Raw genomic sequence first — 20,651 nt, 5'->3', positions numbered from 1 at the left:
GCTTGGTTGTTTTTCCCGAATTTCTCTCACTGAGTCAGACTCAGTGAGAGAAATTCGGGAAAGAACAACGGAATGTGCGGCTACTATAAACATCGATGAGTTCACATCGATGAGTTTCGATACAAGGAGAGTTGATGAACTGGCTGTCGCCCGACTCCAAATTCATGCGCGCGTGGGGCAATCTGGTCGACGGCGTACTCATCAATCTCCTGATGCTGATCACGTCCATTCCCATCATCACCATTGGCGCGGCGCTCGCAGCCGGGCAGGACGCCAGCCGCAAAGCGTTGGAGGGCGAGGGCAAAGGCGTTGTTGCCAACTACTTCACAGCGTTCAAATCAAACTTTGCCAAAGCCACAGTGCTGTGGCTGCCGTTCTTGGCAATGCTCATCGGACTTGCTTACTCGTGGATTGTGCTGCAGATCACGCCGCTGCTGATTCCTAAGTTCGCGCTGAGCATCCTGTGGATTATCGGGTTCGAATGGGTGTTCGCGCTGCAAGCCCGATTCGAAAACACCGTGGGCGGCACATTGAGGAATGCTTTTATCTTCGGCATCTCCCATATTGTTGCCACAGTGGTGCTGGTGGCAATCGATGTGGTATTCGTGGCGCTGTTGGTGGCGAGCTGGTTCTATATGCCCGGCGGACTGTTTTTGCTGGTGGTGCTGGGCTACGGTTCCATGCTGATGATTCATGTGCCCATCAGCGAGCGCGTATTCAAGCCATACGTCGGCAAAAGATGACTTCCCGAATTTCTCTCACTGAGCTCTCGTCAGTGAGAGAAATTCGGGAAGTTGGAGTCGGAGTGGGAGTTGGAGTCAGAGCTGGCAGTCGGAAGAGAAAGCCAATGCGAGAGGTCGCGAGCAGTATCTGAGTTATCCACAATGCTTGTAGAGGCGTCATAGTATCCACATTTCCCAGTTGCGCTTGATAATGCAGTGATGATGCTCATAGCGTTAGAACATGAAAGAGCATAAAGAAATATCCGCATTGCTACTGCGGGCAGAAACTGAACAGCGCTGCGCCTATGGCAGGAATCATGCGCAGAGACAAGCACTGCGCCGTCGTCTGATGGCAGGAGAGCTTGTCTCCCCATATTGCAATCTCTATATGCGATGTGCATATTGGCAGGGATTGGATGTAGAACAGCGGTCGATGCATACGATCCGAGCATTGGCCAAGATGCATCCGCAATGGGTGTTTGCAAGCTTGAGCGCCGCATGTGCGTATGGGCTTCAGCATCCATTCACTATGCATAACGGGATGGTGTATATAGCATCGGATAAAAGCCCAGGAAGTAAAAAGGACGAGCGGCACCTGCAGCGAATATATATGAATCAAATACCGGTTAAGGAATGCGGTGAACTGTTGGTTACGACTCCCGTCCGTACTTTACTGGATTGTGCGATGTTTCCTTTCCCCCAAGCTTTAGCTATGTATGATTCGGCGTTGCGCATGCAATTAACTACTGTTGACGAGATTCAACAAGCTGCAACGCAATATGTTTGTTACGAGCAAGCTGTGGGAAGGCTGCTGACCTATACGGATCCGCGTAGTGAGAACGGTGGGGAATCGTTGATGAGAGGTGTGGCCATGGAGCGTTGCTTTATGCGCCCCACGCTCCAAATGGAATTCGATAATCCGGATAATCCTTCAATGCCGTATAGGGTCGATTGCTGTTGGCAGCTGGCCGATGGTCGTATTATCGTGGCGGAGTTTGATGGCATGGCCAAATATGCTGATGCCAGTAATCAGAGCCGCGCCAGTATTCAGGCGAAACTTGAATATGAGAGGCGACGCGAGAACCATCTGAAAAGTCAAGGTGTCACTGCGATAGTGCATATCTTCTTTGAAGATGTAGTGACGCCCGGTCGGCTGGAGTCAAAGTTGCTTTGCGCCGGTGTTCCCAAAACTCGGTAATTCAGCAGTCTCTTCCCGAATTTCTCTCACTGACCAGTGCTTAGCGAGAGAAATTCGGGAAAAGGGGTGAGAGCCGAGGAGGGCGGCGGGGTAAGGGGTATCGTTTTCCGGAATTTCTCTCACTGAGAGGAGCTCAGTGAGAGAAATTCCGGAAAAGGAAAACGAAACCGAAACGGAAGTGGATGACGGGATGGCGCACTGCCTACGCGCTACTTCTTGGCCTGCGTCAGCTGATACGCCACGAACAGGATGGCCAGCCAAATCACGCCGGCGATCACGGCCACGCGGTAGCTGGCGGAAAAGCACATCAGCACCACCACGAGCGCCAGGAACGCCAGCACCACCCACGGCGTCACCTTGGCGAACGGCAGCTTGAAGTGAATCGCATCCAGTGCTTCCTGACCGGACTTGCCGGCGAGTTCAGTATCCTCAGGAGCGCCGCCGGCGGCAACCACCTTGCGGAACTTCATTTCGGTGAACATGATCATCGTCCAGTTGATAATGCCGGCGATTGTGGCGATCGACATCAGATAGTTGAACGCGAACTCAGGCCAGACGAATACCACCACGACGGCGATTGCGGTAATCACCGCGGAAGTCAGCACACCGGCCACCGGCACGCCGCGCTTGTTGAGTCGACCCAGATATGCCGGCGCATTGTTCTGCTTGGCCAGCGAGTACAGCATGCGGGAGTTGGCGTACAGGCCGGAGTTGTACACGCTCATCACAGCGGTGAGGCACACGAAGTTCAAAATGGCGGCCGCTGCGTGAATGCCCACGGAGTCGAAGATCTGCACGAACGGGCTGGACTTGCCGTCGATGGTGTTCCATGGCACCACGGCCATGATCACACCGAGAGCGCCGATATAGAAGACGAGGATTCGCCAAATGATGTCGTTGGTGGCGCGCGGAATCGTGGTGCGCGGGTCCTCAGTCTCGCCTGCAGTGATGCCGATGAGCTCGGTGCCGCCGAAGCTGAACATCACCACGACCAGAGCCATCAAGAGGCCGGTCCAGGAGCCGTCGGAAGCGCGGCCCATCAGGCCGTTCGGGAAGAAGCCGCCGCCCACGGTGAACCAGTTGGCGAAGCTCGCCTTGATGCCGGAAGCGGTAGGCAGCGCGAACACGATCACCGCAAGGCCGCCGATAATCATGGCGATCACGGCCACGATCTTGATGATGGCGAACCAGAACTCAAACTCGCCGAACTTGGAGACGCCCAGCAGGTTCGCAGCGGTGATCAGCACGAGGAACACGGCCGCGGACACCCACGTCGGAATCGCCGGCCACCAATAGTTGACGAACGAACCCACCACGGCCAGCTCCACCATGGAGACCAGAATGTAGTTGAACCAGTAGTTCCAGCCGGAGATGAAGCCGGCACGCTTGGACCAGTAACGGGTGGCATAGTAGCTGAACGCACCGGCCTTCGGATCTTCGACCGACATTTCCGAAAGCGCGCGCACAATCATAAAGATGGCGAAGCCGCCAATCAGGTAGGCCAGCAGGATGGACGGGCCGGCCAGCGCGATGGATTCGCTGGAGCCGTAGAACAGGCCGGTGCCGATGGCGCCGCCGAGCGCAATCAGCTGAATGTGACGGTTTTTCAATGACTTGCGCAGTGTGGCCGGCACCGGCACGTCGTCGGTTTCGCGCGGCTTGGTGCTGGGCGCTTCATTCGTACTCATGATGATTCCCTGTTTCTCTCAGTGCTCATACGCGCGCAGACATAGGCTGACTCTGCACGCGCACATATGCCGTGCATATGCCGTACATATGCCGCACATATGCGCGCGTGCAAGGTTCGCCAGAATGCGCAATGGGGGTCATTGTAAGCCGGATTCATTACGATGTCGCGCTGATGTGGCTTGTTATGGACAGTCGCACTGCTGCAGCAAGTGCGGCCAGTGCCGCCGGCTGCAAAAGTTCAATTTTCAGCAGCGTAAATTGAACTTTTTTGATGGGTGACTGTAGGGCGATATCGCTGTTTGAACTTGTGTATCGCTTTGGTAAACAGCATAGTGCTACAGTTTGAACTTGCATTGAACAAGCGGGTGAGGCTGGAAAAGCCAGGAAGAGATAATACGCATGGTCGAATCGAAAACAGCCGCTAGCGCGGCAAACGCTCCGGGCAGCGGTTCTGGCGAGCTGAAATCCGTGGAAAGCTTGGACCACGACAATGAGATGGCCCGCGGTCTGAATAATCGCCACGTACAGTTCATCGCCATCGGCGGCACCATCGGCACCGGCCTGTTCCTGGGCTCCGGCAAGTCGATCGCGCTGACTGGCCCGAGCATCGTGTTCGTGTACATCGGCGTGGGCATCATCATGTTCCTGCTGATGCGTGCCATCGGCGAGCTGATGTACCGCGACCCGAGCCAGCACACGTTCATCAACTTCATCACCCGCTACCTCGGCAACGGATGGGGAAAATTCGCCGGTTGGTCATACTGGATCGTGCTCGTGCTCATCGGCATGAGCGAGATCACGGCCGTCTCGACGTATTTCATCACGTTCTTCGACACGTTCGGCATGGACCTCAGCCATTGGAAGTGGCTGATTGAGCTGTGCTTCCTCGCGGCGCTCGTGACCATCAACCTGATTGCCGTCAAAGCGTTCGGTGAGGCGGAATTCTGGTTCTCGATGATCAAGATCACGCTGATTTGCGCGATGATTGCCACCGCCGTGGTGATGGTGGTGATCGGCTACCACTATGACGCCGTGCAGATCACCGGACAGGATGGCGTCTCGCCCGCAGGCCACGCCGGAATCGACAACATCACCAATAATTTCTCGATTGCGCCGAACGGCTGGCTGAGCTTCCTGATGAGCTTCCAGATGGTGTTCTATGCCTACGAAATGATTGAGTTCGTGGGCGTGACCGTCTCCGAAACCCAGAACCCGCGCAAGGTGTTGCCGAAGGCCGTGAACGAAATCATCATCCGTGTGCTCATCTTCTACGTGGGCGCGCTGCTGGCCATTATGGCGATCGTGCCGTGGACCACGTTCAAGCCGAACAAGGACGGCTCCTTCGCCTCCCCGTTCATCATGGTGTTCCAGTACGCCGGCCTCAAGTGGGCGGCCGCGCTCGTGTTCTTCGTGGTGATCACGGCGGCTTCGTCCGCATTGAACTCGCTGCTCTACTCCGCCGGCCGCCACCTCTACCAGCTGGCCGCCGACTCCGAATCGCCCACATTCCAGAAGATCGGTGTGGTCTCCAAGCGCCAGGTTCCGGCACGCGCGATCTTGGTGTCCGCCGCACTGATTCTGCTTTCCCCGGTGATTAATTCGATTCCCGGCATCTCCAGCGCGTTCGTGCTGTTCGCTTCCGCCTCCAGCGCGGTGATCGTGTTCATCTACGTGCTCACAATGGTGGCGCACCGCAAGTACCGTCGCTCCGCCGACTTCATTGCCGACGGCTTCGTGATGCCGGCTTGGAAGGTGCTCAATACTTTGGCGATTGCGTTCTTCGTGTTTGTCTACTGCACGCTGTTCCTTGCGGACGATACGCGCGGTTCCGCCATCGCCGGCTTGGTGTGGCTGGTGGTGTTCGGCGGGTACTGCCTGCTGCACGACCGCTTCCAGAACCGTGATTTGAAGGCGGCGCTGGGCCGGTAGTGTGATGCGGTAGCTTGATTCGCTGGTCTCGCGTCAAAGATGGCAATGCTCCTGAATTTCTCTCACTGAGCGACGCTCAGTGAGAGAAATTCAGGAGCATTAGCGCATTAAGAGCGTCAGCTGTGCGCCGGGCGAGAGGAGTATTGCAGCGCCCCGTGCACCAATGCGGACGTGAAATGCATGTTGCACATCCCCGCCTCTTCTGCCTCGTGAGTGCATCCGGCTATGCTGCACAACAGCACCTTGTGTGTATGCGTACGATTCATCATGGTCCCCCTTCGTTGGGATGGCTTCTGTGCCATCATGGTGCTTTCAGCATAGACGTAGTTCGTTACAAAAGCTAGGTAATAAGGCGTTTCTGCTTAGGGTGTGTGGTTGTCCGGGAGTGTTGGCTGGGCATCTGATGGTGTGCGGAAAATGGCGCACACAGGACGCCGATGCGCGCATTGGTTGCGCATGAACGCTCCCCAAGGAAAGTTTTCCTACAAGCGATGATGCCGATTCCATCGAAAACCGGATGGATAGCCTATGGGTATGAGTGCATGACGCGGCGAGCGAAATTCAGCCAATGCGGCGCGCACGATGCATGACGAAACGATAAGTAGCAGGAGCACGATGATGTCTCAAACCTTTACTTGGAATGCCGGTGCTGTAACACTGACCTTTGATTATGACGATAATGATTTCGTAGCGATGCGATCCGTTCGTATGGGGGAGTCGGAAGCCGTGTTTGAACAACGGATCCCGATTGTGGATGTAATGACCACGGGTACCGGCCACCGCATCGCTTGCAACAAACTGACGCATACGGTCATTGGATCGGCGTTGCGTTACCGTTCGCACACCGCTACCAATGATGATGAACGTGGGCGCCATACGCTGACCATCGCACTTGCCGATCCGCTGCATCATCTTGATGTCGCTGTGCACTATGAGGTCGCCGACAGTGCTCCGATGGTGCGCACTTGGGTTGATGTGACCAACTCGGGTAGCGACCAGCCAACGATTCTTGATTCGGTGACCAGTTGGACCAGTGAATTCGGTGCTCCGGCTGGCCAGAACGCCGATCTGGACGCATGGCAACTGTATGAAAGCCGGTTCGATTGGCTCGCCGAAGGCCGGTGGAGCAGCAACAAGGTACGCGATCTGCTGCCGAAATTCAGCCAGGAAATCACCGCGGTCGATTCTCGTCAGGAGTACGCGAAAATCTCCACCGGTACTTGGTCCACCGGCATGGTCGCGCCACTCGGCATCTTGGAATCACAACGATTCGGTCTGACTTGGGTATTCCAAATCGAGCATAACGGCGCATGGCGGTGGGAGATCCACGACGACACCACGGACGGCGGCGTGGCGCTTTCCGGCCCGACCAGTGAGAATCACGCTTGGGAGAAAGTGCTGCAATCAGGTGAAACATTCACCTCCGTACCGGCTTCGTTTGCGCTCGCCGGCACATTCGATGGAGCCATAACCGCACTGACCAAGTACCGCCGCGCCTTCCGCCTGCCACATAAGGACAATGCGCATCCGAGCGTGGTGTTCAACGATTACATGAACACCATTTACGGTGACCCGACCACCGCAAAGGAACTGCCGCTCATCAAGGCGGCCGCCGAAGTGGGCATTGAAATTTTCGTCATCGACTGCGGTTGGTATGACGATACCGGCAACTGGTGGCCTTCGGTGGGTGAATGGCTGCCCTCGAAAAAGCGTTTCCCGAACGGCATCACCGAAGTCATTGACGCCATTCGTGCCGAAGGCATGATTCCAGGCATTTGGATTGAACCGGAGGTCATCGGCGTGCAGAGCCCGATGGCTGACAGGCTGCCGGATTCCGCGTTCTTCCAGCGTCATGGCCAGCGCGTGGTGGAACAGGATCGCTATCTGCTTGATTTGCGCGACGATGCGGCCCGCGCCCACCTTGACTCGGTGATCGATCGCTTGGTCAAGGAGTATGGCATCGGCTACTTCAAGTTCGATTACAACGTTTCCCCAGGTGCCGGCACCGACTACCAATCCGACAGTGATGGCGATGGCCTGCTCGGCCATAATCGCGCCTACAGCGCTTGGATTGATTCCCTGTACCAGCGATACCCGGACCTCATCATCGAAAACTGCTCATCCGGTGGCATGCGCGAGGACTTCGCACAGCTCAGCCGCTTCCAAGTGCAATCCACCTCCGACCAGCAGGATTGGATGCTGTACCCTGCCATTGCGGCTGCTGCACCCATGATGATGCTGCCCGAACAGGCGGCCAGCTGGGCGTACCCGCAGTCCGACATGGATACGGAAACCACGGCATTCAACATCAACACCACGTTCTTGGGGCGCTTCTTCCTCTCCGGCTACCTGAACCGGATGAATGAAGCACAACATACGCTCGTCGAATCCGGCATCAAAGCCTATAAAGCACATGTGCAGCCGGTGATTGGCCAATCCACGCCGTTCTGGCCGCTGGGATTGCCGAAGTGGGATGACGTGGTCGTGGCGCTTGGCCTGAACACCGCCCAAGGCGACGCGTTGATTACCGTATGGGCGCGCGACCCGTTCTGCTCGCAAAGCGCGCTGCGATTGCCGCAATTCCAAGGGCGTGAAGTGTCGGTAACCCCCGTCTTTCCAACCGAGAAGGACGGGCTGGAGCCGTGGCGGACAAGCTGGGATGCGCAGTCCGGCATATTGCACGTGGATGTGCCGGTCGGGGAGTATGCCTCCCGGACCTTTGCGGTAAGCGCTCGCTGACCGCAAAGGCGGTGTTTCGGGGAGGTCCTGATCTCTCCCAGGCGTTCGCGAGGCCGTCTTGTCTGGTGCCTAGCGCTTCGAGACGGTCGATTCGCGGATGATCAGCGAACAATCCATCAAGGTCATACCGCGTTGCGGGCGACCTTTGATGGCTGAAAGCAGCATGCGTGCGGCCTTGCGCCCCATTTCGCGCATGTTGTTATCGAACGTAGTGATGGGGATGCGGCATTCCGTGGCGGTTACGGACCAATTATCGTGACCGATCACCGCCACATCCTCAGGCACCCGAATACCATGCTCCAAGAATGATTCGATTGCACCGCGAGCCAACATATCGTTCAAACAGTAGAGGCCGTCCACCTGCTCGCCGGACTCAATAAGCAGGTTGGTGGCCACGCGTCCCCATGATTCATGCCAGTTGCCGTATCGGGTAGGTGCGGAAAAGCGCAAGCCGGCCTCCGCCATTGCCTGTTCGGCACCTTTGACGCGATCTTTGGTAGCCGCATAATATTCCGGTCCAGCCAGTATGGCGATATGCGTGCGGCCTTGCCCCAGTAGATGATTGATCGCGGCCTGCCCGGCCAGACCGTTATCCACGGTGATGGAGCTGTCGGCTGGATCCGTGGACGGGGCATACACATACACAATGGGAATCCCCAATACGGTACTGGGTTTGACTGGAGGCCGGGCATCGGTCTCGCCGCCGAGAATCAGCAGTCCATCAACGCCGCGGGCCGCCATTTGATCGATATGGTTCCGCTCGATTTGCGGATCGCCTCGGGAGTTCGTGAGCAGTACCGCATGATTGGCCACGCCGAGCGTATCCTCCGCCCCGGCGAGGGCTGGCATGGAGAAACGCCCTTCCAAATCAGCCGACACCAAACCAATCAACCCGGATTGTTGGCGTACGATCCGCTTCTCTGCGGCTGTTCGCTGTTGATAGCCGAGTTCCTGGGCGGTGGTTTGCACTAAACGTCTGGTATGTGCGGCGATATGCCCAGTGCCATTCAGTGCTTTTGACGCTGTGGCAAGAGAAAGATGGGCGGCATCGGCCACATCTTGCAAGGTAACACGAGTTGTCACGTGGCCATTGTAGGAAAACTTTCCTAACCAAGCAAATCAGGTTCAATCCGAAAACGTTATTTTTATGCTGAAGTTACTTGCTTTCCAAACCCTCAACGCAGAGTGAAACTCAAGGTCGAGAGAGCGGGCAGAACCATAGAAAGGAAACATCATGAACGTTCGTTTGCGCAGTGGCGCCAAGAAGATTGTGGCCGCGGTGGCGGCCATCGCATCGCTTGGAGCAATGGCGGCATGCGGTAGCGGCACGGCTTCTCAGTCGGACGACAACACCCTGACCTTCTCCTACTGGGACACTTTCCCGGTACTTGAGGAGTTCAAGAAGGACAATCCGGACATTCAGCTCAAGGAAGTCAAGGTTCCCGGCGACTCCTACAACACCAAGATCAACCAGATGATTCTTGGCAACAACGCTCCTGACGTGATGCTGCTGCAGGAAGCCGATTACGTGCGCTACGCCAAGAACGGCGTGATCGACAAGCTCGATGACAAGCTGGGTGACATGGGTGTCAAGACCGATGACTTCCTGCCTGCCATCAAGGGCATCGCCGACGATGTGGATGGCTACTATGGCCTTTCCCAGGGCATGGCCACCGAGATCATGTACTACAACAAGGATATGTTCGATGCCGCAGGTGTCGCCTACCCGACCGCTGACTGGACTTGGGATGATTACGCTGCCGCTGCGCAGAAGCTCACCAAGACCGAGGGCGGCCAGACCACTCAGTGGGGCTCCGATGCTCCGAGCTTCAACGGTGTGTGGTACTCGCTGGCAGGCCAGGGCGGTGACGCTGTGGTCAAGGACGGAAAACTTTCCTTGGGTAAGGGTCTGAAGGCCGCTCTCGAATACCAGAACAAGATGACCAACGAACTCAAGGTCCAGCCTGCTCCGTCTTCCGGCTCCAAGGTCTCCGACCTGTTCGCCGCAGGCCAGGCTGCCATGACTCTCGGTGGTAGCTGGCTGATCGCCAACACCTACAAGGATGTCGACTTCAACTGGGATATCGCTCCGATGCCGGCCGCACCGGATGGCCAGGACTACGACTCCTTGCACACCTCCTTCTTCGCCGTCTCCTCTTCCTCCAAGCACAAGACCGCTGCCTACAAGTTCCTCAAGTGGATGATGAGCGAAAAGGGCCAGGTCGCCCTTGAGAAGGCCAACGCCAACATCTCCCCGTTCAAGTCCATCGGCGACAAGGGCGACTACCAGATTCAGGGCAAGCATGGTCCGAGCAACTGGGACGCCTTCACCGAGGCTGCTGAGCAGGGCAAGTTCGGCTACACCACCGTGGCGTCCACCCCGACCTTCGACCTGTACAACCAGATCAACGCCTACATCCTCGGCCAGACCTCTGAGAACGATGTGCTCAAGACCGCTGTGGACAAGGCCAACAAGGACATCGAAGCCGCCCAGTGAGCCATATCTGATGCGGTTCTGATCTGAATAATCAGATTCTTTCTTCTCCCTCCTTCTCCTACCTGTGCCGCCCGCCGATCAAGGTCGGCGGGCGGCACAGGGTTTTCCCTCATAACGTTTTTTCTATCGATCTGATTGAACTGCCGTGCGCAACATACATGCACAGCTCAATCACCATTGACTGCTCCTGACATGCCTGCCGCGAACCACCGACCGGCATATATCAGAAAGGAATATGCACCATGTCCACCGTTGCCGTATCCGCATCGCGCAAGGATGCGAAGAAGCCCAAGCGGCGTTCGGATGCCGCTGCGGGTTGGGGCTTCCTGAGCCCCTGGATCATCGGTTTCCTGTTATTCAGCGGTTTCCCGATTCTCTTCAGCTTCTACCTGAGCCTCACCAAGTGGAACCTGCTGGGTAAACCACAATTCGTTGGTCTGCAAAACTATGCTGACCTGATGTCCGGCGATTCCGAGCTGGGCAAGACCCTGCTGGTCACGTTCATCTTCACCATCATCAACGTGGGCGTTTCCATTCTCTTCTCCCTGATCCTGGCCATGCTGCTCAACAGCAAGGTTCGATTCAAAGGTCTGTTCCAGTTCTTCTACTACGTGCCCACCATCATGCCGTCCGTGGTAATGGCCGGCTGCATGACCCTGATGTTCAACCCGCAGCTCGGCATCGTCAACTATGTGCTGAAGCTGATTGGCGTCACCAATCCTCCGAACTGGACCGGCAGCAATTCTCTGGTGTGGGTGGTTGTCGCCTACGCCTCTGTGTTCACTTTCGCCACCGGCCAGCAGATGCTCGTCTTCTCTGCGGCGCTGAAGGATGTGCCCACCGAGCTCTATGAGGCAGCCTCCCTGGATGGTGCCAACGGCTGGCAGAAGTTCTGCCATGTGACCATTCCGGGCATCGCTCCGATGATGCTGTTCAATGTGGTCAGCTGCACCGTGAACTCCTTCAACGGCGCCTTCACCCTGCTCTACCCGTTGACCGGTGGTGGTCCGGGCGATGCCACCAAGGTGCTCGGTCTGCTCATCTACGACAAGGCCTTCAAGAGCTTCAACATGGGTCAGGCTTCCGCGCTCGCCGTTGTGTTGTTCATCATCGTTGCCATCATCGGCGCCCTGCAGTTCAAGCTCATGGACCGCAAGTGACCCAAGGCTCATAGCCGTAAAGACGAAAAGAGACAATCATGTTCAAAGCTCCCAAGTGGTTCACCGTACTGCAGTACGTGGTGATGATCATCGTCGCACTGTTTATGTTCTTCCCGATCTACTGGATCTTCTGCAACTCACTGAAAACCCTGACCGGCATCTCCGCATTCCCGCCGCAATTGTTCCCCAGCAATCCGCAATGGAGCAATTACGCCACAGTGCTCAGCAACCCTTCCACGTTGCTGTACCTGCGCAACACGCTGATTCTGTGCATCGGCAATACGATTGGCACCCTGCTCTCCAGCTCCATCGTGGCCTACCCGTTGGCTCGCATGCACTTCAAGGGTCGCGGCGTGATCTTCGCCATCATCATCGCCACGATGATGGTGCCGACCGCCACTTTGGTGATTCCGCAGTACCTGCTGTTCCGCGCATTCGGCATGCTGGATTCCTTCTGGCCGTTGATTCTGCCGGCATTCTTCGCCCAGCCATACAACGTGTTCCTGTTCCGCCAGTTCTTCGTATCCATCCCGGAATCGATTGACGAGGCCGCCATGTTGGACGGCTGCAACCGCTGGCAGGCGTTCTGGAAGGTGATTGTGCCGCTTGGCAAGCCGATTTTCATCACCGTCGGCATCATGTCCGCCAGCTTCTGGTGGAACGAACTGTTCACTCCGCTGATCTTTATCGACTCCGATAATCTGAAGCCTTTGACTGTGGGCGCGCTGACTTCCTTCCAGCTCGCCGGCGGCGGCAACCAAACCAACTGGCCGCTGCAGATGGCCTTCTCCATGCTGATGATCATCCCGCCGGCAATCCTGTACATCTTCTGCTCGAAGTACATCACCGAGGGCATCAAGACCAGCGGTATGAAGGACTGATGTGCCGGGCGAATTCGGCAGGAAGGAATGACGTATGACTGGCAAAGCATCGAAGTCTGCAGCACATGTGGAGGCAGACGCTCTCGCGCACAAGCCGGCCGAACCTCAGGTGTCCATCACTTCGAAATTCTGGGGGCGCTACCGTTCGATGACGGTGAACAACGCCCTGCCATATCAGTGGCGTGCGCTGAACGATGAAGTGCCTGTGGATGTGCCTGAAGGCGCGGCATGGGGCGAGAACGGTAGCCAATTCAGCCACTCGATGCGCAATCTGCGTATTGCGGCAGGTCGGGAGCCGGGCTCATTCAGCGGACAGCCATTCCAGGACACGGATGTTTCCAAGTGGCTGGAAGCGGCAAGCTATGCGTTGGGATTCGCCAAAGAAGACCCGCAAGCCGATGTCGATGAGCTGGAACGCCGTGTTGATGAGGTTGTTGGCCTGTTTGCTGACGCCCAGGATAAAGATGGCTATATCGATACCAAATTCGAGATTGACCTGCCTGCCGACCAGCGGTTCCGCGGGCTTCGTTGGAGCCATGAACTCTACACGATGGGTCATTTCATCGAGGCGGCCGTAGCCAACTATGAATCCACCGGCAGCAGCAAGGCGTTGGATGTAGCCCGCCGTGCCGCAGCATGCATTGACGAGCATTTCGGTGATGGCGAGGGTAAAGTGCATGGTCCGGATGGTCACCCTGAGATCGAACTGGCGTTGGCCCGGCTCTACAAGGCGACCGGTGAGCGGCGCTGGCTCAATCTGGCGGCTTGGTTCATCCGCGTGCGTGGTATGGATCCGGAGTTCTTCGACGAACAGGATTACGCCGGTGGACCGCAGTTCTATAAAGATCTGCACATGCCGCTGAGCTATTTCATCATGGAGAAGCCGGTTCTGGATCTGGACAAGGCGGAAGGCCATGCCGTGCGATTACTGTACATGGCCACCGCCATCGCAGAAGTCGGGCATCTGCTGGACGATACGCGTATGCTGGCTGCAGCCGAACGGCTGTGGACGAACATCGTGCGCCATCGCATGTATGTGACCGGCAACGTGGGCTCCTGCCAGATTGGCGAATCGTTCAGTTACGACGATGATCTGCCGAACGATCTTGGCTATGGCGAAACCTGCGCCTCAGTGGCCATGCTGTTCTTCGGCAAAGCGTTGATGGAAACTCATCCGACCGGTGCCATAGCCGATGTCATGGAACTCGAGCTGTTCAACGGTATGCTCGCCGGTATTCAACTGGACGGTACTCGGTACTTCTACGTGAATCCGTTGGAAGCCGATCCCGCCGCATCCAAAGGCAACCCCACCAAGGCTCATGTGCTGACTCGTCGTGCCGGATGGTTCGATTGCGCATGCTGCCCGGCGAACATCGTGCGACTGATCGCTTCGCTGGACCGTTACCTGTACACCGTCAAGGGCAATACGATTTACGCGCACCAGTACATTGCCAACAGAACAGAGTTCGGCAATGGTTTGGTAGTCGAACAATCGCAGCCGGGCGAAGGCTATCCGTGGAGCGGCGACATTGAATTCCATGTCGCCAACCCTGAAGGCTTGCAGCGTAGTCTGGCTGTGCGCATTCCCGCTTGGAGCACCAAGTGGACGCTGGATGTCGACGGCCGTCGCACCTATGTGCAGCCGCGCGACGGGTTTATTGCCGTGGACGTCTCCAAGCCGGAAACGCATATCAAGCTGATGCTCGACATGTCTGTGCGATGCCTGCGCGCCTCACTCAATGTCAAGGCCGATGCCGGCAAACTTGCCGTGGCTCGTGGGCCGATCGTGTACTGCATGGAGCAGGTTGACAATCCGCATGATCTGTGGACCTACAGCATGCCGGTGAACGCCCAGATGAGCGAGCATTACGACGCCAAGCTGTTGGACGGTGTCGAAGTGCTCAAGTTCGGCGGCGTGCGCGATGTGCAGGAAGCGGATGGGCTCTACGTGTCTGTTGACAAACCAGTGGAGCGTCGGGCGGAGGAATTGACCATGATCCCGTATTACGCCTGGTGCAATCGCACGGAAGGTCAAATGCAAGTGTGGGTGCGTGAAACCGTGCGGTGAGATGCGGGCGAGGTAGTGTTTTCGCGCGCGCATCGAGCCAATACGGTTCGCCAATAACTAATGAATAAAGGACCCTCCTTCGCAGCAGGCTTGAATGAAGGCTCGCATGCTGCGAAGGCGTCCCGTCTCCTGATGGTAATGAAGACGGGAAACAACAGCATATGGCGTCGGCAAGGGAGCCGGCTTAGCGGTCTGCTAGCTTGCTCCTCCTGTTGATGGCATATGCATTCATCAACCAGAAGGAGAATAATGAGGTTACGAAAATCTCTGGCGTCACTGCTCGCGGTGGCGACTCTCGGTGCAGGTGCAGTTGCTCTCTCGGCAACTGCTCATGCTGACGATGTGCAACCAACTGATATCGCCATCGATTTGAATCAATCCACTGGTGCGGTGAAGTATGGCGCAACCGGTTTCCTGTACGGTTTGGCCGATGATGGCGTGCCGACCGATACCATGCTGCAAGGATTGAGCCATCTGCACACGCAGGTGGGACGCCCGACCGATGGCAAGCAACATCCGAACGGCGATTCTGTGGAAACTGCAGGACAGTGGTTCCGCAATGGCGGTCAGGATATCCAGATTTACCTGAAGGATATGTATCCCATTCCATGGCCCTACCCCTCGTACAGCCCGAACATTGAAGAGGATTATCTGCCCAAGATCAAGAAGCAGATGGATACCGCCAAGAATGCGGGCCTTGACACGAGCAAGGTCATTCTTATCACGTTTAACGAGCCTGATATCGGTGATAGGAACTACCGCAATTCAGCCAATCCCACGAGCGACGGATTTAAACGACTGCTCGCTGATTGGGACACTATGTATAAGTTCATCAAGAACTACAACGCCGCCAATGGAACCAAGTTCCAAGTGGGTGGCCCCAATTACAACGCTTATTATGAAGACGCCTATGATGCATTCCTGAAGCATGCAATCGAAGCTGATACGGTACCGGATGTGGTGACCTGGCATGAGCTAAACAGCGCTGAAGCTCAGGGATATCTGCCACATTACAACAGCTGGAAGAAGATCGAGGAGAAATACCTCGGTGCTGATTCCAATATTCCAATCAGCATCAATGAATATGCAAACCGTGGCACTCAGCAGGTGACTCCCGGCGTAATGGTGCAATACATCAGTCATTTTGAGAACACCAAGGTTTCCGCGGCATTGCCGTACTGGTTCCCGGCTGGTGATCTCGACTGGTTGGTCACTCGTAACAATCAGGCTACGGGCACATGGTGGTTGTACAACTGATATGGCCAGCTTTCCGGAAACACCGTGAAGGTGAATCTGAAGGACGATAACCAGAACACGCAGGCCGTGGCTTCCTATGATGAATCGACCCAGCAAACCCGAATCCTGTTCGGCGGTGCCGAAGCCGGTGCAGTCACGCTGACCGATACATTGAAGGTCTCTGGAGCGGATACGAAATACCCCGATGGGGCGCACGTCACTGTTCAGGGCGTGGATGCTACGGCTCCGGGTAATATGCCCAATGCCAAAGACCCGGCTGCCGGCAATAAGGTTCCGGAAGCTTCCAAAGGCACGTATGTGCAGTGGCAGGGAGATGTGTCAGCCCAGCAGCTGGTAGACGGCTTGGATATTCCGGGCCTCAAGGCAGGATCCGCGTACTACGCCATCATTACGCCTGGCAAGACTGGCGGCACAACCAGCAATCAGCTTGACGGAACGTACGAAGCCGAATATGCGCATGTTGCCGACAGCAACAATAATGTATCCAAGTCATTGCTCACTGTGTATGCGGGAGGCGCGAGCGGAGCCGGTTATGTGACCGGTTTTGACAAGGCCTCTACTGATCGCGGTGACGCAAACAAGTTCTTCGTCACTTCCCAGAAGGACGGCTACGCCAATATCGCCGTACGCTATGCGGCTGATGCGAATAGCAAGCTGTTGCTCAAGGTGAATCGTGCCGATGCAGTAACGCTTGATCTGCCGTCTACCAACGGTGCGTGGGGCGAAACCACTGTGCGCGCTTACCTGCCGCTGGGAATCAGCGAGCTTGATTTCACGGCGCCTGAGCATGCGTCTGATTCCGCTGGCGTAAAGCTTGATGCGATCAAGTTGGCTTCCGATGATGCCACCGCAGTGCAGAAAATCGAAGCTGAATCGGCATCCAACACCCGTGACGGCAAGGCTGCAGTATTCGACGATGCCAAAGCATCCGGCGGCAAGGCAGTGAACAATGTGGGCAACAATCAAGGTTCCTTGACCTTCAATGTGGCTGATGTGCCGGAATCGGGCGATTACACATTGACCTTTGCCTATGCACATCTGGATGTGGCGGACAACAATGATTTCCAGACCAAGAACCGTTGGGCTGACGTCTCCGTCAATGACGGTAAAGCACAGCAAGTGGTGTTTGCCAATACTCGTCACTGGGATGATTATTGGACCACTTCAATTCGTGTGAACCTGAAAAAGGGCGATAACACGGTGAAGGTGAGTACGGCCGCAGCCAAGAAGGGTTGGGCGCCGAACTTCGACTACTTGCAGCTGGGTCGTACCGCCGTGCAGACATCTGTGCCGCAGCAGTCCGTGAATGCGGCTCCGCAAATCAAGGGCGCTGATGATGTTGCCATCAACGAGGGCGATGCTTTCGATGCCAAGGCTGGAGTGACCGCTTCTGACGCTGAGGATAGTGATCTGACCGAAAAGATTCAGATTGAAGGTGCCGTGGATACCAAGAAGGCTGGCTCGTACGAGCTGACCTACACGGTTGTCGATTCCGCAGGCGCCAAGACCACGGTGAAGCGCACGGTCACGGTGAACGCCAAGGATACCGATCACAATCAGGGCGGTCAGACTGGCGGCAATAACCAGTCTGGGCAGCCCGGTACCGGCAAGGGCGATAACGCTCCTGCGGATGGTAAGGGCTCGGGCAATGTGCTCGGTAACACTGGTGCCGCTGTCAGTGTGATTGCCGTGGTTGCGATGGTACTGGCTGCAGCCGGTACGCTGATTACCGTTCAGCGCAGAGGCAACGCTCGCCATTCCGATCGCTGACCGCTGGTAATTCGATGAGTCACGAGTCATGAGTCATGACTCATACTGACCATCCCTAGGAAAGTGGCTCTGCATGGTTGCAACAATCATGCAGAGCCACTTTTGTTACGTTGTTTAAATTGTTTATAGTGTGAGGTATCATTAGCGACGGTTGCGCGGGTGATGCGGCACGGAGAGCAGTGCCGATTGCGCATGTGCGCCAAGTTGCAATCTGCGAAATCATGTATCGCAGATGGGGGATAGCAAAGGAGATGTACCGTGGGCTATGAGGAAGAAGCGGTGGATGAGCTGTGGCGCGATGTGTGGTGCCACAGGTCGCAAGTGCAGCGCGATCTCAACCATGGCGCTGGCGAATCCTTTGTGGTTCGCATGCTGGCCCATCAGGGCACGATGTCTCCCTCGCAACTTGCCAATGCCATGCGCGTGACGAGCGGGCGTATTTCCGCGGTGCTCTCTGCATTGGAGAAAAAAGGCCAAATTGTGCGGTCTGTGGATCCTGATGATCGCCGCGCGGTGCGAGTGGAGCTTACGGATGCCGGTCGGGAGCGCGGCCGTAAGGATATGCAGGAGATACGTGACGCCGTCTGCTGGATTTTCTCGCAGATGGGGGAGCGGCGTACCCGCGAATTCGTTGATTTGGCCCGCGAATTCTCCACCTATATGTCGATTTGCAAGCCAGGTGAGCCGCGTCCCACGCCGGAAGAAGTGCGCAAGGCGTTCGAAAAAGATTCGCAGGATTCCGAGAATCTGTAAGCGTGGTGCCGCATAGTGCTTCCGCTTGCTGGCTGAGCGCAAGCCGATTCTGCTCATAGTGAATCATTGAATGTCGTTCAGCCGCGCATAATATCTTACAGTGTAAGTAATAAATACTAAAAAGGATTAAGTACTTCTGTTTGCTTCCCTCGGACAGCAATCGCAGTAATCAACAACACAATCAACAACACAAGGGGAAACAATGCTTCGCATCATGAAATATCTCTCCAAAGCGGAGATAGGGCAGATGCTGCTCGCACTGGTAACCATCGTGGGGCAGGTCTTCTTCGACCTCAAACTGCCGGATTACATGTCCGACATCACCACGCTGGTCGAAACACCGGGCAGCGCCATGGCCGACATCTGGATCGCCGGCGGCAAGATGCTGCTCATTTCACTCGGCTCCGTGGCCTGCGCCGTCATCACCGGCTATCTCGCGGCCCGCGTCGGCTCATCGTTCACCCAGCGCCTGCGCTCGCTGGAATTCCGCCAGGTCGAATCGTTCGGCCCGGCCGAAATGAACCGATTCTCCACTGCGAGCCTCATCACCCGTTCCACCAACGACATCACGCAGATTCAGATGTTCATCACCATCGGTCTGCAGCTCATCGTCAAATCGCCGATCATGGCGGTCTGGGCCGTGGCCAAAATCGCCGGAGAAGGCTTCGAATGGACGCTGGCCACCGGCGTCGCCGTCGTGATTCTGCTGGCCGCCATCGCTGTGCTGATGGCCATGGTCATGCCCAAGTTCAAAGCCATGCAGCAACTCACCGACAACATCAACCTCGTTGCCCGCGAGAACCTCACCGGTCTCAAAGTCGTGCGCGCCTACAATGCCGAGGACTATCAGGAAGCCAAGTTCACCGAAGCGAACAAGGAACTCACGGAAACCCAGCTGTTCACCAACCGAACCATGGCAGTCATGATGCCGCTGATGAACACGGTGATGAACGGCCTGATGCTCGCCGTCTACTGGATCGGCGCCACCCTCATCAATGCCGCCGACATCACCGACAAGCTCACCCTGTTCTCCAACATGGTGGTCTTCTCCAACTACTCCGTGCAGGTCATCATGAGCTTCCTCCTGATGAGCATGGTATTCGTGCTCTGGCCGCGCGCCGACGTCTCCGCCCAGCGCGTGCTCGAAGTCATCGACACCGAACCGATGGTGGAAAACGGCACCAAAACAGCCGTCGACATCGCCAAAACCGGCCAGCGCGGCACCGTGGAATTCAAGAACGTGAGCTTCACCTATCCGGATTCGCGCGAGGCCATGCTCGAGAACATCAACTTCAGCGCCAAAGCCGGGCAGACAGTCGCGTTCATCGGCTCCACCGGCTCCGGCAAAACCTCACTGATTAATCTGGTGCCGCGCTTCTACGACGCCACCCAAGGCCAAGTGCTGGTCGACGGCATAGACGTGCGCGACTACGACCTCAAAACCCTGCGCGACAAAATCGGTTATGTACCGCAGCAGTCAGTGCTGTTCAAAGGCACTGTGGCCAGCAATGTGAGCTACGGCGACAAGTCATACGACGATACGATGAGTCGCGTCAAAGCAGCCGCCGATGTGGCGCAGGCCAGCGAATTCGTCAACCAAATGGACGGCGGATTTGAAGCGGCCATCGCACAGGGTGGCTCCAACGTCTCCGGCGGCCAAAAGCAGCGTCTCTCCATCGCGCGCGCAGTCTATCGCAAACCGGAAATCCTGATTTTCGACGATTCGTTCTCCGCGCTGGACTTCAAAACCGACCGCGAAGTGCGAGAGGCGCTTGCGCGCGAGGCCAAGGAATCCACCAAGCTCATCGTGGCGCAGCGCATCGGCACCATCATGAACGCCGACCTCATCGTCGTGCTGGACGACGGCAAGATCGTCGGCCAGGGCACCCACAAAGAACTCATGGAAAGCTGCGAGGTCTACCAGCAGATCGCCGAATCCCAGCTCAGCAAAGCCGAGCTGATGGCCTGACCAAGAGCGCTAACGAAAG

General features: G+C 56.5%; 14 protein-coding genes. 12 read left to right on the top strand and 2 right to left on the bottom strand.

Annotation, left to right across the window (positions count from 1 at the left end):
- Window positions 1-134: 134 nt before the first annotated feature.
- Entirely contained in the window at window positions 135-743 is a 609-nt protein-coding gene (locus tag JS530_RS09950; protein ID WP_214377008.1) for a DUF624 domain-containing protein, read from the top strand.
- A gap of 220 nt (window positions 744-963) precedes the next feature.
- Complete coding sequence (locus JS530_RS09945) at window positions 964-1,920, top strand: hypothetical protein (RefSeq protein WP_214377007.1); 957 nt, start codon at window positions 964-966, stop codon at window positions 1,918-1,920.
- A gap of 209 nt (window positions 1,921-2,129) precedes the next feature.
- Here the strand turns inward: JS530_RS09945 and JS530_RS09940 are convergent, their stop codons facing one another.
- Window positions 2,130-3,608 carry an amino acid permease gene (locus JS530_RS09940; protein ID WP_214377006.1) on the bottom strand — a complete coding sequence of 493 codons (1,479 nt, stop codon included), beginning with the start codon at window positions 3,606-3,608 and terminating at the stop codon, window positions 2,130-2,132.
- 400 nt (window positions 3,609-4,008) lie between these two features.
- Between JS530_RS09940 and JS530_RS09935 the strand changes: the two genes are divergently transcribed.
- On the top strand, window positions 4,009-5,538 hold the full coding sequence (locus tag JS530_RS09935) for an amino acid permease (RefSeq protein WP_214377005.1): 1,530 nt from the start codon (window positions 4,009-4,011) through the stop codon (window positions 5,536-5,538).
- Window positions 5,539-6,153: 615 nt separating this feature from the next.
- Window positions 6,154-8,277 carry an alpha-galactosidase gene (locus JS530_RS09930; RefSeq protein WP_240541190.1) on the top strand — a complete coding sequence of 708 codons (2,124 nt, stop codon included), beginning with the start codon at window positions 6,154-6,156 and terminating at the stop codon, window positions 8,275-8,277.
- A gap of 69 nt (window positions 8,278-8,346) precedes the next feature.
- Here the strand turns inward: JS530_RS09930 and JS530_RS09925 are convergent, their stop codons facing one another.
- Complete coding sequence (locus JS530_RS09925) at window positions 8,347-9,360, bottom strand: LacI family DNA-binding transcriptional regulator (protein WP_214377004.1); 1,014 nt, start codon at window positions 9,358-9,360, stop codon at window positions 8,347-8,349.
- Between the two features lie 151 nt (window positions 9,361-9,511).
- Between JS530_RS09925 and JS530_RS09920 the strand changes: the two genes are divergently transcribed.
- The 8 genes from JS530_RS09920 to JS530_RS09885 all read left to right on the top strand — a co-directional run bounded on the left by JS530_RS09920 (window position 9,512) and on the right by JS530_RS09885 (window position 20,632).
- Complete coding sequence (locus JS530_RS09920) at window positions 9,512-10,774, top strand: ABC transporter substrate-binding protein (protein WP_214377003.1); 1,263 nt, start codon at window positions 9,512-9,514, stop codon at window positions 10,772-10,774.
- A 242-nt stretch (window positions 10,775-11,016) separates the two neighbouring features.
- On the top strand, window positions 11,017-11,934 hold the full coding sequence (locus JS530_RS09915; protein WP_214377002.1) for a carbohydrate ABC transporter permease: 918 nt from the start codon (window positions 11,017-11,019) through the stop codon (window positions 11,932-11,934).
- Between the two features lie 38 nt (window positions 11,935-11,972).
- Complete coding sequence (locus JS530_RS09910) at window positions 11,973-12,815, top strand: carbohydrate ABC transporter permease (RefSeq protein WP_214377001.1); 843 nt, start codon at window positions 11,973-11,975, stop codon at window positions 12,813-12,815.
- 34 nt (window positions 12,816-12,849) lie between these two features.
- Complete coding sequence (locus JS530_RS09905) at window positions 12,850-14,883, top strand: glycoside hydrolase family 127 protein (protein WP_214377000.1); 2,034 nt, start codon at window positions 12,850-12,852, stop codon at window positions 14,881-14,883.
- A 249-nt stretch (window positions 14,884-15,132) separates the two neighbouring features.
- Window positions 15,133-16,140 carry a hypothetical protein gene (locus tag JS530_RS09900; protein ID WP_214376999.1) on the top strand — a complete coding sequence of 336 codons (1,008 nt, stop codon included), beginning with the start codon at window positions 15,133-15,135 and terminating at the stop codon, window positions 16,138-16,140.
- Window positions 16,141-16,164: 24 nt separating this feature from the next.
- A complete protein-coding gene (locus JS530_RS09895; protein WP_342590074.1) occupies window positions 16,165-17,910 on the top strand; it encodes an immunoglobulin-like domain-containing protein in 1,746 nt (581 codons plus the stop codon).
- Window positions 17,911-18,168: 258 nt separating this feature from the next.
- Window positions 18,169-18,663 (top strand): MarR family winged helix-turn-helix transcriptional regulator, encoded by a 495-nt coding sequence (locus tag JS530_RS09890; RefSeq protein WP_214376998.1) that lies wholly within the window; start codon window positions 18,169-18,171, stop codon window positions 18,661-18,663.
- Between the two features lie 202 nt (window positions 18,664-18,865).
- Window positions 18,866-20,632 (top strand): ABC transporter ATP-binding protein, encoded by a 1,767-nt coding sequence (locus tag JS530_RS09885; protein ID WP_214376997.1) that lies wholly within the window; start codon window positions 18,866-18,868, stop codon window positions 20,630-20,632.
- Window positions 20,633-20,651 lie beyond the last annotated feature (19 nt).

Source organism: Bifidobacterium colobi, from assembly GCF_018555455.1.
GTDB lineage: Bacteria > Actinomycetota > Actinomycetes > Actinomycetales > Bifidobacteriaceae > Bifidobacterium > Bifidobacterium colobi.
This window is presented reverse-complemented; position numbering and strand designations above follow the sequence as displayed.